14 protein-coding genes are annotated in these 14,383 nt (G+C 54.8%); 6 read left to right on the top strand and 8 right to left on the bottom strand.

Features of this window, described 5'->3' with window-relative positions:
• Position 1: 1 nt before the first annotated feature.
• Positions 2-1,009, top strand: a complete 1,008-nt coding sequence (locus LHF31_RS07355; RefSeq protein ID WP_298003338.1) for a hypothetical protein — start codon at positions 2-4, stop codon at positions 1,007-1,009.
• On the opposite strand, the gene rfbD is transcribed toward LHF31_RS07355, so the two are convergent.
• From rfbD to rfbC, 4 genes are read right to left on the bottom strand one after another with little or no spacing between them, the layout of a single operon-like run.
• On the bottom strand, positions 951-1,844 hold the full coding sequence (gene rfbD / locus LHF31_RS07350) for a dTDP-4-dehydrorhamnose reductase (protein ID WP_298003358.1): 894 nt from the start codon (positions 1,842-1,844) through the stop codon (positions 951-953). The genes LHF31_RS07355 and rfbD overlap by 59 nt on opposite strands.
• Positions 1,844-2,716, bottom strand: coding sequence for a glucose-1-phosphate thymidylyltransferase RfbA (rfbA, locus tag LHF31_RS07345; RefSeq protein WP_298003336.1), 873 nt, complete (start codon positions 2,714-2,716; stop codon positions 1,844-1,846). Before rfbA ends, rfbD begins: the two co-directional genes overlap by 1 nt.
• Positions 2,713-3,801 carry a dTDP-glucose 4,6-dehydratase gene (rfbB, locus tag LHF31_RS07340; RefSeq protein WP_303773992.1) on the bottom strand — a complete coding sequence of 363 codons (1,089 nt, stop codon included), beginning with the start codon at positions 3,799-3,801 and terminating at the stop codon, positions 2,713-2,715. The genes rfbA and rfbB overlap by 4 nt, the downstream gene beginning before the upstream one ends.
• A gap of 45 nt (positions 3,802-3,846) precedes the next feature.
• A complete protein-coding gene (gene rfbC / locus LHF31_RS07335) occupies positions 3,847-4,395 on the bottom strand; it encodes a dTDP-4-dehydrorhamnose 3,5-epimerase (protein WP_303773991.1) in 549 nt (182 codons plus the stop codon).
• Positions 4,396-4,540: 145 nt separating this feature from the next.
• Between rfbC and LHF31_RS07330 the strand changes: the two genes are divergently transcribed.
• The 3 genes from LHF31_RS07330 (at position 4,541) to LHF31_RS07320 (ending at position 8,394) form a co-directional block, all read left to right on the top strand.
• A complete protein-coding gene (locus tag LHF31_RS07330; RefSeq protein WP_298004484.1) occupies positions 4,541-6,034 on the top strand; it encodes a hypothetical protein in 1,494 nt (497 codons plus the stop codon).
• 3 nt (positions 6,035-6,037) lie between these two features.
• A complete protein-coding gene (locus LHF31_RS07325) occupies positions 6,038-7,597 on the top strand; it encodes a glycosyltransferase family 39 protein (RefSeq protein WP_303773989.1) in 1,560 nt (519 codons plus the stop codon).
• A gap of 68 nt (positions 7,598-7,665) precedes the next feature.
• Positions 7,666-8,394 (top strand): DUF6062 family protein, encoded by a 729-nt coding sequence (locus LHF31_RS07320; protein WP_298004478.1) that lies wholly within the window; start codon positions 7,666-7,668, stop codon positions 8,392-8,394.
• 88 nt (positions 8,395-8,482) lie between these two features.
• Here LHF31_RS07320 and LHF31_RS07315 read toward each other — a convergent pair whose 3' ends face one another.
• The 4 genes from LHF31_RS07315 to LHF31_RS07300 form a co-directional block, all read right to left on the bottom strand.
• On the bottom strand, positions 8,483-9,595 hold the full coding sequence (locus LHF31_RS07315; RefSeq protein ID WP_298004473.1) for an aminopeptidase: 1,113 nt from the start codon (positions 9,593-9,595) through the stop codon (positions 8,483-8,485).
• 127 nt (positions 9,596-9,722) lie between these two features.
• Positions 9,723-11,447: a rhodanese-like domain-containing protein gene (locus LHF31_RS07310; protein ID WP_303773987.1), complete on the bottom strand. Its 1,725-nt coding sequence runs from the start codon at positions 11,445-11,447 to the stop codon at positions 9,723-9,725.
• A 27-nt stretch (positions 11,448-11,474) separates the two neighbouring features.
• Positions 11,475-12,569, bottom strand: a complete 1,095-nt coding sequence (locus LHF31_RS07305) for a multiheme c-type cytochrome (RefSeq protein WP_298009415.1) — start codon at positions 12,567-12,569, stop codon at positions 11,475-11,477.
• Between the two features lie 18 nt (positions 12,570-12,587).
• The gene (locus LHF31_RS07300; protein ID WP_298009412.1) at positions 12,588-12,833 is read right to left on the bottom strand and encodes a hypothetical protein; all 246 of its coding nucleotides are present in this window, start codon (positions 12,831-12,833) and stop codon (positions 12,588-12,590) included.
• A gap of 147 nt (positions 12,834-12,980) precedes the next feature.
• On the opposite strand from LHF31_RS07300, the gene LHF31_RS07295 reads away from it, so the two are divergent.
• Both LHF31_RS07295 and aroQ read left to right on the top strand, forming a co-directional pair.
• Entirely contained in the window at positions 12,981-13,919 is a 939-nt protein-coding gene (locus tag LHF31_RS07295; protein ID WP_298009409.1) for a LysR family transcriptional regulator, read from the top strand.
• Positions 13,920-13,928: 9 nt separating this feature from the next.
• The gene (aroQ, locus tag LHF31_RS07290) at positions 13,929-14,378 is read left to right on the top strand and encodes a type II 3-dehydroquinate dehydratase (RefSeq protein ID WP_298009407.1); all 450 of its coding nucleotides are present in this window, start codon (positions 13,929-13,931) and stop codon (positions 14,376-14,378) included.
• Positions 14,379-14,383 lie beyond the last annotated feature (5 nt).

Here is a 14,383-nt window from a genome sequence, read left to right as displayed (position 1 = left end):
GATGAAGTCCCGTTCTTTCACTTTTGCGGTGGGGTGTGTGCTTTTCTCTCTGGCGCTGACGCTGGCGTACGTGTATTTCTTCAACATTGAAAAGCCTGCGCTGGAGATGCGCCTGGCTCTGCACCGTCAGATTCTGGAAGGGAGCGCGCCTTCGCCTTATCAGTACCGCGTGCTGGTGCCTTTTCTTGCCGAGGCAATTTTTCGGGTAGAACGGCTGTTTTTTTCTGACTGGCGTGCCTTTGCTCTGTCTTACATCGTGCTGAATGGGCTGGCGCTGTTCTTCTGGTTGTGGGCGGGGTTTGCCCTGCTGAGGGTCTGGTTCCGCAGGGAGTATGCGCTCATCGGGACGCTGTTTGTGGCGGCGGTGATGCCGCTGACCTTCTACGATCATTATTTTCAGCCGTGGTCGTTCTGGGAAGCGCTTTTTTACACGCTGGCGCTTCTGCTGATGGCGCAGGGACGCCGGGGATGGCTGGGGCTGGTGGTGCTGCTGGCTTCGCTGAACCGTGAAACCGGGGTGTTGATTTTGCCCGCGTTTGCGCTGACAGCGGTGGCGGGACAGCGGTTGTTTTCTCTGCGGGGGTGGCACTGGAAGCATGTCGGGTGGCTGGTGCTTTATGCCCTGCTGTGGGGCGGGGTCTTCCTGGGATTGCGCTGGCTTCGTCCGGCTACGGCACACGTGGAGACGCTGGCGCAAATCTGGCAGTTCAACATCCAGCCCGCGCATTTGTTCAGGGCGGCGGTGAACTGGATTCTCTTTCTGGGAGGATTCTGGCTTCTGGCAGGTGTGGGATACCGCCGCGCGCCGAAGTTCCTTCAGCGGGCGGCGTGGGTGCTGGTTTTCCATTTGCCGTTGATTGTGGTGTGGGGTTACTGGCAGGAAGTGCGCATGCTTTTGCCTTATGCGTTTTCTTTTGTGGGGCTGGGGCTGGCGGCGTTTCCCGATGCGCTCACCCCAACTCCCCTTCCATCGCCATCTCCAGCGCCTGAGACCAGGGGGGAAGGGTAAGCCCAAAGGTTCGTTCAAATTTGCCGATTTCCAGCGCTGAAAAGAGCGGACGCGCCGCGGGGGTGGGGAATTCTGCGGTGCGGGCGGGCAGGATTGCGCGGGCGCGCTGTTCTTCGCGGCGCGGGTCGAGGCGCACAATTTCACATGCCCACTCGTAGCGTGAACACCAGCCCTTTCCCGCCAGATGATACAGTCCGCGGCGGTCTTCCAGCCATGCGCGGGCATCTCCGCTGGCAAGGGCTTGCGCCAGCACGGCGCTGATTGCCTGCGCCAGCAGACGCGCCCAGGTGGGACCGGCAACCTGATCCTCTACCACCCGCAGGGTGTCGTTCTGGCGCGCCCACTCCAGTACCTTGCGGACGAAACTCTCCCGCCGCAAACTGTACACCCACGAGGTGCGAAAGATGAGATACGCCCCGCCTGCCTGCTGGACGGCTTGCTCGCCCTCCCATTTGGTCTGTCCATACACGCTGAGGGGATGGGGAAGGTCTTGCTCGGTGTAAGGCGCGCCTTTGCTTCCGTCAAAAACGTAATCGGTGGAGATGTGCACGAGCGCCGCTCCTACCTGCCGGGCAGATTCTGCCAGCACGCCGGGCGCCAGTGCGTTGACCCGCCGTGCCACCTCTGGCTCACTCTCGGCGCGGTCTACGGCGGTGTAGGCGGCGGCATTGAGAATGACCTGTGGATGCACGCGCTCCACCAGTGCGGGCAGGCGCTCTGGTTGGGCAAAATCTACCTCAGGATAATCGGCGGTGACCACTTCGCCCAGCGGCGCCAGCGTGCGGCGGCATTCCCAGCCCACCTGTCCGTGGTGACCCAGCAGGAGGATGCGCATCAAATCTTTTCCTCCAGCAGGCGCAGGAGATAGGCGCCGTACTCGTTCTGTCCGTAGTGTTGGGCTTGCGCCAGTAATTGCTGGTCGTCAATGAAGCCCATGCGCCAGGCAATTTCCTCCGGGCAGGCAATCATCAGCCCCTGGCGGTCTTCCACTGCCTGCACGAAACTGGATGCCTGCATGAGCGATTCGTGCGTGCCGGCGTCCAGCCAGGCGATGCCGCGCCCCAGCAGTTCCACCTGCAGTTCGCCCCGCTCCAGATAGACCCGGTTGAGATCGGTGATTTCCAGTTCGCCCCGCGGTGAGGGTTTGAGCGCGGCGGCGAAGTCGCACACCCGTTCGTCGTAGAAGTACATACCGGGCACAGCATAACGCGAGCGCGGCTGTCGGGGCTTTTCCTCAATGCTGACCGCCCTGCCGTTACCATCGAACTCCACCACGCCGTAGCGTTCGGGGTCGCGCACTGGATAGGCAAAGATCACCGCGCCGCGGGTCAGGCTGGCGGCGCGCTGAACCTGCTCCGGCAAGCCGTGCCCGTAGAAGATGTTATCGCCCAGAATCAGCGCGGCGGGTTCACCCGCCAGAAAGTCCCGCCCGATGAGGAAGGCTTCTGCCAGTCCGTTGGGCTGGGGCTGTTCGGCGTACGAGAAGGACAGTCCCCACTGACTGCCATTGCCCAGCAGGCGCTGAAACACGGGCAGGTCATCGGGGGTGCTGATGACCAGAATCTCGCGAATGCGGGCGAACATGAGGATGGACAGGGGGTAGTAAATCATCGGCTTGTTGTACACCGGCAGAATTTGCTTGCTGATGGACAGCGTCAGGGGATACAGGCGGGTGCCTTTCCCGCCAGCCAGGATGATGCCTTTCATGGGTTACCTCCTCTGCGGGCGTAGTTCTTCTCCATCCACCCGCTCAAGTCGGAATGCTGGCGGATGGCTTCAATCCATTCGGGGTGATTCAGGTACCATTGCACGGTCTTGCGCAATCCGCTGGCGAGGGTTTCGCGGGGGCTCCAGCCCAGTTGGGTCTGAATCTTGGTGATGTCCATGGCGTAGCGGCGGTCGTGTCCGGGGCGGTCGGCGACGAACTGGATCAGTTGACGGTGCGGGGTGTGCGGCGAGTGCGGGAGGAGTTCATCCAGAATGTCACACAGGGTATGCACGACCTGCAAATTGGTGGGGTTGTTGCCGCCGCCGATGTTGTAGGTCTCGCCCAGAGTGCCTTCGGTAACCACTTTCCAGATGGCTTCGCAGTGGTCTTCCACATAGAGCCAGTCGCGCACCTGCTGACCATCACCGTAAACGGGCAGGGGTTTGCCGTTGAGGGCGTTGAAGATCATCAACGGGATGAGTTTTTCGGGGAACTGATAGGGTCCGTAGTTGTTGGAGCAGTTGGTGATGCTGACGGGTAAGCCATAGGTGTGGTGGTACGCCCGCACGAGATGATCGCTGGAGGCTTTGGAGGCAGAGTAGGGCGAGCGCGGATTGTAGGGGGTAGTTTCGGTAAAGGGCGGGTCATCCGGTTCCAGCGAGCCAAAAACCTCATCGGTGGAGACGTGGTGGAAGCGGGTCTGTTCGCGCGGGACAATGCCCTCTTTCAGCCAGGCTTCGCGGGCTGCTTCCAGCAGGGTGAAGGTGCCGACGATGTTAGTCTGGATGAACTGCGCGGGACCAAGGATGGAGCGATCCACGTGCGATTCGGCGGCAAAGTGCACCACGGTGTCAATCCGATAGCGGCGGAAGAGGTCATCCACCAGGGCGCGGTCACAGATATCGCCCTGTACAAAGGTGTGACGGGCTGGGTCGGGCAAATCCTTCAGGTTTTCCAGACTGCCCGCGTAGGTCAGCAGGTCCAGATTGATGATGTGGACGGCGGGGTCATGCGCGAGCAGATAGCGCACGAAGTTGGAACCGATAAACCCGGCTCCGCCGGTAACCAGTAGAGAACGAGGCATACATCCTCCCAGAAAAAAGGCGTCCCACACGGGTGGGACAGAAGGTTAAGGGTACGTTTCGCACTGTGCCAGCGGTAAGCCGCGGCGGTCTTTTTCGGAGAGGCGGGGCTCTTCTCCCGGCTGAAGCAGCCAGCGGATGCCAATGGCGGGGTCGTTCCACAGCAGGGTGCGCTCCCACTGGGGGGCATAGAAATCGGTGGTTTTGTAGAGCACCTCCGCCCATTCGCTCAGCACCAGGAAGCCGTGGGCGAAACCGGCGGGAATCCACATCATGCGGGGGGTGTCGGCGCTGAGCAACTCACCCACCCATTGCCCGAAGGTGGGGGAAGAGCGGCGCAGGTCCACCGCCACATCGAACACCTCGCCGATGATCACCCGAACCAGTTTGCCCTGCGCCTGCCGGACCTGGTAGTGCAGTCCACGCAGGACACCGCGCCGCGAAGCGGAGTGGTTGTCCTGGACGAAGCGGGTGGGCAATCCCAGAGCGGCGAACTTTTCCTCGTGGAAGACTTCCATGAAGAAGCCGCGCTCATCCCGGAATACCTGCGGTTCGAGAATCATCACATCGGGTATGGCGGTTGAGAGACAGTGCATACTGAAGTGATTATAGCGGATTCTGGATAAAAAGGGTCAATGGAAAGAGAAATCGCAATACAGTTGAGATGAATAAGTGAGTGGATAATAAGAGAAAGTACGAGTAAAATCTCAGGAGGAGGTTATCCTTGTTCAGAAGATTTTTATGAAAAAAGAGATTATGATAAAGTCTATTTTAAAAGGCAAGTATAAGAGAATACTCTCCTCTCTTTATTCTGGAAAATTCTATTTATGGTTTCCTTTAGGCATTGGATTTATTCTGAGAGCGCATGGTCTGGAACAAAATTCAGTCTGGTATGATGAAGCATTGACAATTTTTCTCACTCGTTTGCCTTTGTTTCCAATGATTCGGCTCATCTCTTTTGAACTCAATCCCCCATTATGGGAAATTCTGGAAAAGGTGGTTGTGTTGATTTTTCCTCAACAAGCATGGGGATATCGCATTCTTTCATTTTTGTTCAGTATTGGGATACTCTGGGTTGGTGAGCAAATACTGGCTTTTTATAAGGTGCAAAAATCCCTTCGCTTTATGACTTTACTGCTGCTTGGTTTATTACCGTATCAAATCTGGATGGCGCAAGATGCTCGTGTATATGCTCTGATGAGTTATCTGTATTTACAAGGTTTTTTATTTATCCTTCAAAAAAAATTTTGGGGATTTCTGGCATGCAGTGGCTTACTTCTCTATTCAAATAGTGCTGCACCATTTTATGTGATGACTCTCTTTATCATTGCCTTCCTGAACCATCCACATGAATGGAGAAAAATTTTCTACACAGGTTTTGGGGCAATCCTTTCTTTTTTTCCTTGGATTTTTATATGGGGGAAGGCATTAGAAGGAAGATTTTTTTCTGGAATCAATGTGCCAGAGGTAAATGGTGAGAGATTGTTTTTCCAGTTGAGTCATGTATTTTGGATTGATAACATGTCTCTACTTAACTTTATCCTTTCAATAAGTGGTCTTATCTTTCTTATTGTAATATTCCTCTCTTTTTTCTTACTGGGGATTATTCAAAAAGCCAGTCATCTCAGGTTGTTGTTTGTACCTGGGCTTCTTTGTGTATTTCCGATCCTCATGATTTTTATTGCAGGTATGTTTTACCATAGTGGACATTTAATAGTATATCGTTCCTTAAGTGGCATATCAGCGGTAACTATCCTGTTTCTGGCGTATCTTCTGAATGAGTATAAAATAACTGGCAAGATTATATTGGGTGTATTGATTGCTCTATCGGTTCTGTATCTCCTCTTTTGGAGTCCAAACCAAAAAGGGGGATATTTGAAAGAAAAATTAGAGAACCTGAAACCTGAAATTCAATCGGGGGATATTTTTTATCATGCCACTGCAACCACGTTATTGCCTTTTGCTTTTTATTTAGATGGACATTCTCATTATTTGCTTGACGAAAAATTTCCTCCTGGCTTTATGATTCCGCCTTTTCAGGAGGCGTTTAACTTACAGAAAGTACCTCTGGAGAAACTCGAAAATCAAAGGGTTTGGATTATATATAGCAATGATTCTCAACTTTCTCCTCATATTCATCAAAGAATGAATTTTTATATTCGGTCAGCAAACTACTATGGAAAAATCGAATATCCACAGGCAGCGCCTGTAAATATTTACCTGTTGGAGCGGTAAGAAATGGTTTCAGGAAAATTTTTACGAATTCTGCACATTTTTATTTTTTCATTGATTGTTGCAGCAGCAGTTTTTACCCGTTTCTACAAACTGGAAAGCAATCCGGGAATTTATTCTGATGAAGGGACTATTTTGAATGTGGTCGACAACTTAATTAAGGGGCGTTCTGAGTACTTGGGAGTACAAGGAAGTTTGTTGTTACTGGGGCGTATGCCCGTTTTTCCTCACCTCTTAACGATACTTGCAAGATTTCTCCCTGTAAATTTGCTGACATTAAGAGCAGTCACAGCCTTTGCGGGGGTCTTAACGGTAATCCTGCTATTTTATTGTCTTAAGGATATCCTTTCAAAAGATTTTCCACTGGTGCCTTATCTTGCGTCATTTCTTTTAGCCGTTGATCCCAAAGCCGTTTTATTTTCCCGAATGGGGTTCGGTTACAATTTGCTCGCTCCTTTGACGGTTGTGGTTTTCTGGTTATTATGGAAAGCGATTCAGACAGATAAATTTAGATGGTTTCTAATGGCTGCTTTCTTAGGTTCAATTGGGGTGCTAATTGAACTGGCTTATGTCGGGTATTTGATCTTCATCGCTTTAACAGCCATATTGGTGAATTGGAAAAAGAGCGGTTGGGTTTTCTTGATTCTGGTTTTGCCCTTACTTTTTCATTTTTTTTTATCATGGATGGCATTTGGGGATTCCTTTTTATTTGACTGGAAATTTACCTCTTTGAGGATAAATGCTCCGATTGTGATGCAATTGGGAAGAATAATGGTAGTTTATGCTTTTGATTTGGATAAAAATCCTTTGCTCCTTTTAGGTATGTTTGGATTCTTGTTGCTGTCTAATAAACGGTTAGCGATTTTATCGTTTACCGCTTTTTTTGTTCCTCTTGTAATTTTATTGAGAAGTGTTTCAATGGGGTATCAAAGTTTTTATTATCTTTTGCCTTATTATCCTCTCGTTTTTTTGGGTATAGGGGTTTTGTCTGCACGGGGAATTGAATACATTGTGTCTTTTCCAGGAAAAATTTTAGAGGTTTTCTCGTTGAATCGATTAACAGGTTTTGGAACGGGTTATGTCAGAGCCTTCCTTACAATATGTTTACTGCTTGTTTTTATTTTCCCTTTTTTTGGCAGTTTATTCAATTTATTTCAACAGGTGATGACACATTTTTCAACAGATTTTGACTCGCTGATGATTCCCCTAGATGAATTCCGCGCAGTTACGGAATATGTGAATCGCCATGTATCAACTGATGATCTGGTACTTGCATCACCTGCTATTGCATGGGCAATCCATGCAAATTCAACAGATTATCAAATTTCCATAGCGGTAAACCAGGGAGGTACCGTTCACTTCCCACTGGGAATTCCCAAGGAACGATTGCGTTTTGATACAGATTATCATAAGGCGAGATATTGGATAGTCGATACTATTGTTCTCAGTTGGGGGCAATATGTTATTCCAGAAACCCAAAAAATGCTGAAAGAAGTCCAGGCAAATTGGATACCTGTGTATCAAACTCCTGCTATTACAGTTTATGAAAATCTTTTCAAGGAGTAATTCTTTTTCGTTTGTTCGACTCAGGAAATGATATATTTGCTTCAGTTTATTCCCCTAAAGGAGTGCCCATGCCGTTTGCTCTGACGCTGGTGCGGTTGGAAGAAGCCCTGCGCAAGCCGGGTTGTGCGGTGTGCCGACTGGAGCACGAAGCCGCGTTGAACGCCGTGGATCATTTGCTGTGGGAACACACCAATGATCCGCAGACGCGCCGCGAGGTGCGCAGTGCAGGCGGGTTTTGTCCTGCCCACACCCGGTTGCTGGTGGCGATGGAACTTTCCCGAAGCGGTCCGGCGCTGGGGGTGAATCTCATCTACGAGTCGCTGGTTGAAAACACGCTGGAAGACCTGCGCAAACGGCGGACGGCGCGCAGGATGTCTCCGGGGATGGGGCTGTTCCGGCGCACCAGACATGCTCCGGCGGTGGAATGTCCCGTTTGCCAGCAGATGAAACAGGCGGGGATGAACGTGCTCTCCAGTTTCATGCAGGCGCTGGAGGAGCGCGATTCGCGCCTGCGCGAAGCCTACCTGCAATCGGATGGGATTTGTCTGAAGCATCTGCGTGGCTGGATGGACGAAGCGGGAGATCGTTTCCCGCGCGCCACCGATTTTGTGCTGGAAGACACCCTTGAGCGTCTCAAAAAGCACCGCGCCGAGATGCTGGAGTTTATCCGCAAGCAAAACTGGGAATACCGCGAAGAACCGCTGACGCCCGAGGAGCGCCGCGCCTGGTTAAAGGTGTTGACGCTGTTTACCGGTCTGCCCGCCGAGCGTTTCGATCATCACCTGCCGGAGTTTTAAGACGCTCGAATCATCCCCCATCTCCTGTAAAGAACAAAAGAACCTGCCCCACTGTGGGCAGGTTCAGTTGATTTCAGGAAAGATAACCCTAGATTAAAAACTCTCCGTTGCGGTAAACCACCTCGCCGTCCACCAGGATTTCGGAGTCGGTGCGCAGGTCGCAGATCATGTCCCAGTGGATGGCGCTCTGGTTGCGTCCGCCTGTTTCGGGGTAACTGTTGCCCAGCGCCATGTGAAACGTGCCGCCAATTTTCTCATCGAAGAGGATGTTGCCGGTGAAGCGATGGATGTGGAAGTTGGTGCCAATGGCAAATTCACCCAGATAACGCGCGCCGGGGTCGCTGTTCAGGGTTTGCTCCAGAAATTCAAGGTTGGTGCGTGCGGTTGCCCGGACCACCTGACCCTTCTGGAAGGTCAGTTCCACGCCTTCCACGGCGCGCCCGCCGTAAATGGCGGGGTAGGTGAAGCGCACCCAGCCCTCTACCGAATCTTCCACCGGACCGGTGTAAATTTCGCCGTCGGGCATGTTGTGAATGCCGCAGGAGTTGAGGAAGCGCCGCTCGCGAATGGAGAGGGTCAGGTCCACGTTGGGACCGCGCAGGGTGACGCGGTCGTGTCCCTGGAATGCGGTGATGAACTTCTGCTGCTGTTTGCCCACTTCCTGCCAGTAGGCAACCGGGTCGGCAACCGAACCGTCCACCGCGCAGGCGGAGAAGACGAACTGGCAGTACTCATGCCAGCCCATACCGGCTTCCATGGCGTATGCCTGGGTGGGGAAGAGGGTGCTCACCCAGCGCAGTTGATCGGCGGCGGCGCGGCGGAAAACTGCCCGCTGAACCACCGAGAGGGCTTTCTGGCGGCGTGCCTGGCGTGCGGGGTTGACGCTGTTCAAGCCGCGGGTGTTGCCCTCGGAGTAGATGCGGATGCGCGCGTCGAAGTTTTCGGCGGCGTAGTGATGCAGGGCGGGGACGAAATCCAGTTGCTCGTCGCGGGATGCCGCGGCGTAGAAGATTTCATCCTGATCGGGGAGCGCCAGCAACAGGTGCGGATGCCCACCGCGTTCCAGCACCCGGCGGTACACCTCGCGCACCAGTTCTTCTGCCAGCGTGGTGGCTTCAATCAGCACGGTATCACCGGGCTGGATGGCGGTGGAGTAGTCCACCAGCACCTGTGCCATTCGGGTCACGTTTGAGTCTGCCATGGAAATTCTCTTTCGGATGAAATGAATGGAGTAAGAACATTTTACCACCGCTCCAGAAAAGAGATTTAAAAAAATCTCCCCGAAAGAGTCCTTTCGGGGAGATTGAGAGGCTATTTTCGGTTCTGCGTTACTTCACCAGCGGGAGTTCTGCTGCCACCCAGGCATTGGTGCCGCCCAACAGGTTGACCACATCGGTGTAGCCGTTCATGCGCAGTGCCATCATAGCCAGCGCGCCGCGGTGACCCGATTTGCACAGCACGACAATGCGGGCATCTTTGGCGGGCAGTTTGTCCAGATTTGCCCATAACGTATTGATCGGGATGTGCACGGAGCCTTCAATGTGCCCGTCTTCGGTATATTCTTTTTCGGTGCGCACGTCCAGAATGAAGGGTTTGGTGGCTTCGCCCAGGGCGGCGTTCAAATCACCGGCTTTGATGGTGCCAAAGCCCTCAGGCAGACCGGCAAAGAAGGCTTTCAGCCCTTCCAGGCGCAGGGCATCCACCTGCGGGGCGGTGCCGGCTTTGGGGGCTTCGGGCATGGAGCCGGTAACCACAGGCAGTTCGGCTTTCTTCCAGGCATTCAGCCCCCCCACCAGATTGACCACATCGGTGTAACCCAGGAAGCGCAGTGCCGCCATCACAAAGGCGCCGCGGTGACCGGAGCCACAATAGACCACGATGGGTTGATCCTGGGCAGGGAGTTTGTCGAGGTTATCCAGCACCTGGCGCACGGGGATGTGCACGGCGCCTTCAATGTAGCCGTCCTTCTCCAGTTCGGCGGCTTCGCGCACGTCCAGCAGGAAGGGGGCTTTCTCCACCAGAGCGCTGTTCAGGTTCGCAGCGGTGATGGTGTAGAAATTCTCAGGCAGGTTGGTGAGGAAGTCACCCCACAGGGCGTTCCAGTCCACCACGCCTTCCAGCGGGAAGCCTGCCGCCTTCCAGGCATTGATGCCACCCACCAGATTGATGACGTTGGTGTAGCCCAGCAGGCGCAAGCCCATGGCGACAATTGCACCGCGGTGACCGGAGGCGCAGTAGATCACGATGGGGGCGTCTTTGGCGGGCAGTTTGTCCAGGCTGGCGAAGAGGGTTTCCATGGGCAGGTTGACGGCGCCCGCAATGTAGCCGTTCTTCTGGAATTCGTCTTCGCGGCGAACATCAATCAGGTTGTAGGCTTTGCCTTCTGCCAGTTCGGTGTTGAGTTTGTCGGCTTTGATGGAGTAGAAGCCATCGGGCAGGCTGGTGAAGAAGCCCTTGAGCAGTTCATACAGCGCCTGATCTTTAATCTCCGGAGCGGTGCCGGCTTTGGGGGCTTCGGGCATGGAGCCGGTGACCACAGGCAGTTCGGCTTTCTTCCAGGCACCCAGACCGCCCGCCAGATTGCGCACATTGGTGTAGCCCAGCAGTTTCAGCGATGCCATCACAAAGGCGCCACGGTGACCGGAGGCGCAATAGACCACGATGGGTTGATCCTGGGGGGGCAGTTTGTCGAGGTTGTCCAGCACCTGGCGCACGGGGATGTGCACGGCGCCTTCAATGTAGCCGTCCTTCTCCAGTTCGGCGGCTTCGCGCACGTCCAGCAGGAAGGGGGCTTTCTCTGCCAGTTCCTCATTGAGTTTGGCAGCAGAGACCAGTCCATAGCCCTTATCGGCGGGCAGGCTGGCAATCAAATCGTTCCACAGCGCCGCCACATCGGGGGCAACGGTGGGTTCCGGGGTGGCAGTGGGTTCAACCACCACCGGCGCGGTGGTACTGGTGGGGGCAACCGTGGGGGTTGCGGCGGGAGCGCAGGCGTTCAATACCAGCGCTATCAGTACCAGAACGATAAGCGGTAAAGACAATTTGCGAGACATACTTCTCTCCTCGATAAGAATGGTGTGTTATTGTCCCGGAATGGGTGCAGGGATTTCTTCGACGATGACCCTGCGGTTGGCTTCCAACTCTTCCGGTTTGACCTTATCAGCCGTCAGGAACAGTTCGCTGTTGCCATGACAACTGTTACAGGACGAATTCTGGGGCGTCTTGCGCTGAATGTTGTGCGGGGTGGTGTACATCCAGGTGGGACGCAGGTTAAAGTTCGGCAGGAGGTTCTCGCCGTAGTACTGGAAACTGGTGGGCGCCACCGGTACATGCCGCACGGTCACGTACTCATAGGGGCGGTTGGGGTTATCGGTGGCGTTCTTTCCGATGAAGAAAGTCAGGTAAGTGGCTTCGGTCTTAAAGAAGGGCTTACCGGTTTTCTGGCTGATGGCAACGTGACAGCCATCGCACGAGGTGTACTGCACCGAGTGGCATACCTGACACTGGAGTTTATCCTTATGCAGGACGTGCTGAGCAATGGGGTCGCCTGATGCGCCAACCTGCTGATGGCAGTCCTCGCAGGCGGGGGTTTGCTCGCCCCAGTAGCGGTTGCCGCGGGCATCTTCGGGGGTGGTGTGGAGGGTGGCGCCTTCGTGGCAGGATACGCAGTTCATGCGCCCCTGGCGGAAGTGGATATCGCCGGGGATGCCTTCGTTCTTGCCAAGGTATTCATTGCCCACGCGCGTCCCGTGGCATGCCGTGCAGGTGCGGGTCATCGGCGGGGTTTTCACGAATTTGTGCCCATCCAGGAAACCACCGCCCATGTGCTGGGGCTGGGTGATGTGGCAGTCGGTGCAGGAAGAATGGCAGGTGCTGCAGTGGTTGTTGTAGGCTTCATCCAGCGCGGGGTGATTCTCCGGCACACTGCGGGCATACATGGAAATTTTGTAAGACGCCAGCGAGGCGTGCAAACTGTCGGGGTACTGCTCGGTAATTTCCTTATGGCACAGATCACAGCGCCCCTTGCCCTCGGTGAGAGGATCGGCAACCATACCGGTGTGAGCGGTGTCTTTATCCGGCGATTGCGTGCCGCCGTGGCACTGCACGCAGGTAAAGCGCCCGTGGGTGGTTTCTTTGAAGTCGGTGCTGACCAGCACCTTTTCCCATGGCTCCAACGGAGCCAGTTCGCCCCCTCAGCCAGCCCCTTCGGATTCGGAGATGACCTCTTCCTCGGGTTTGGCGGTGTCAATGAGGCGATCCTTGTCGGTGTGGCATTCCAGACAGTAATCCACTTTTGGGGTGGGTGTGGGAATCGCCGTGGGTGGGACTTCGGGGGTGGGCTGAGCGGTGGGCTCGGCAACCTGCGCTGTGCGCGCACAGCCGCTGAGCAGTACCAGAGTCAACCCCACCAGTCCTAACCAGAGACGCCAGTTCCTCATGCGCATTCTCCTTTGTGGTATTTTTCACAAATCTCATCCAATTTTAAGGATATTCATCCAACTCTGTAAGTGTGAATGGTCATATCCTGCTATTTTGAAGTGTGATAAAATTCGATAAGTAAATCTTATTATCAGGGAGATGGAGGTATGTTTGACCCTCATCAATTACGGGTGTTTATCGTTGCCGCCGAAACGCTCAATTTCTCGCAAGCCGCCCGAAAACTGAACCTCTCCCAGCCTGCCGTCACGCAGACCATCCAATCGCTGGAAGCGCAACTGGGCAAGGCGTTGTTTCACCGTCAGCAACGCAAACTGGCGTTGACCGAGGAAGGACAGGCTTTTCTACCGGTGGCGCATCAACTGGTGGCGCTGAACATTCGCGCCCGCGATCTGGTGGAAGCCAGCCGCGATCAGGTTAACGGGCAGTTGATCATTGCCTGCAGTACCACACCGGGCAAGTACGTCCTGCCGGTGATTCTGAGCCAGTTCCTTGCCCGCTATCCGCGGGTGAGCGCGCAGTGTCTGGTGGTGAGCCGCGCTGCTGCGCTGGAAGCGTTGGAAAGCGGTCATGCTCAGTTTGCGTTTTCCAGCAGTATCGAAGAATTTGACCACCATTACGAGTTTTTCCCTTTCCTCACCGATCCGGTGCATTTAATTGCGCCTGAAAATCATCCCTGGGCGAGGCGAGGGGAGATTGACCTGGAGGAATTGCCGCGCGAGCGTTTCATCCTGCGCGAAGATACTGCCGGTACGTACTGCGTGGTGAAGAGCGAACTGGCAAAACGAGGCTTTAACATCTACGACCTGCCGGTGGTCCTGCGGATGGGCAATTCGGAAGCCATTGCCATTGCTGTCTCGCAGGGGGCGGGGGTGGGGTTTGTTTCTGGCATGGTCCTGCGGCATTTATACCTGCCCAATGTGGCGGTTGTGCGGGTGCGGGGGATGACCTTTGAACAGCAAATTTACATGTGTCGTCACCGCCTCAACCCCACAGGGAGCGCTGGAGCGGCTTTCTGGCGGTTTATCACGGTAGAACGCGAATCGATACAGCGGCAGATGCTGGGCGAAAGCGCCCCTGTTGTATAATTCTTCTTCATGAAAGCCTATCTGATCTTACATGGTGCCAATCTGAACCTGCTGGGCACCCGTGAGCCGCAGGTATACGGCGCGCTGACGCTGGCGGAGATCAACGCGCGCCTGCAGATGCTGGCGCAGGAACTGGGTGTGTCCATCCGTTGTTTTCAGTCCAACCATGAAGGGGAACTCATTGAAGCCCTGCACGGCGCGCGGGCATGGGCAGAGGGGGTGGTGTTCAACCCGGGGGCATACACGCACACTTCAATTGCCCTGCGCGATGCCATTGCCGCCATCGGCATTCCCGTGGTTGAGGTGCATCTCTCCAACGTGCATGCCCGCGAAGCATTTCGTCAGCGCTCGCTGATTGCGCCGGTGTGCGTGGGTACGATTGCGGGGTTTGGCTGGCTGTCGTATGCGCTGGCACTGCGCGCGCTGGTCGAACGCAGTGGCACAGAGGTTGCACGGTAAGCCTG

The sequence above is a fragment of the Anaerolinea thermophila genome, assembly GCF_020723905.1.
Classification (GTDB): Bacteria; Chloroflexota; Anaerolineae; order Anaerolineales; family Anaerolineaceae; genus Anaerolinea; species Anaerolinea thermophila_A.
This window is presented reverse-complemented; position numbering and strand designations above follow the sequence as displayed.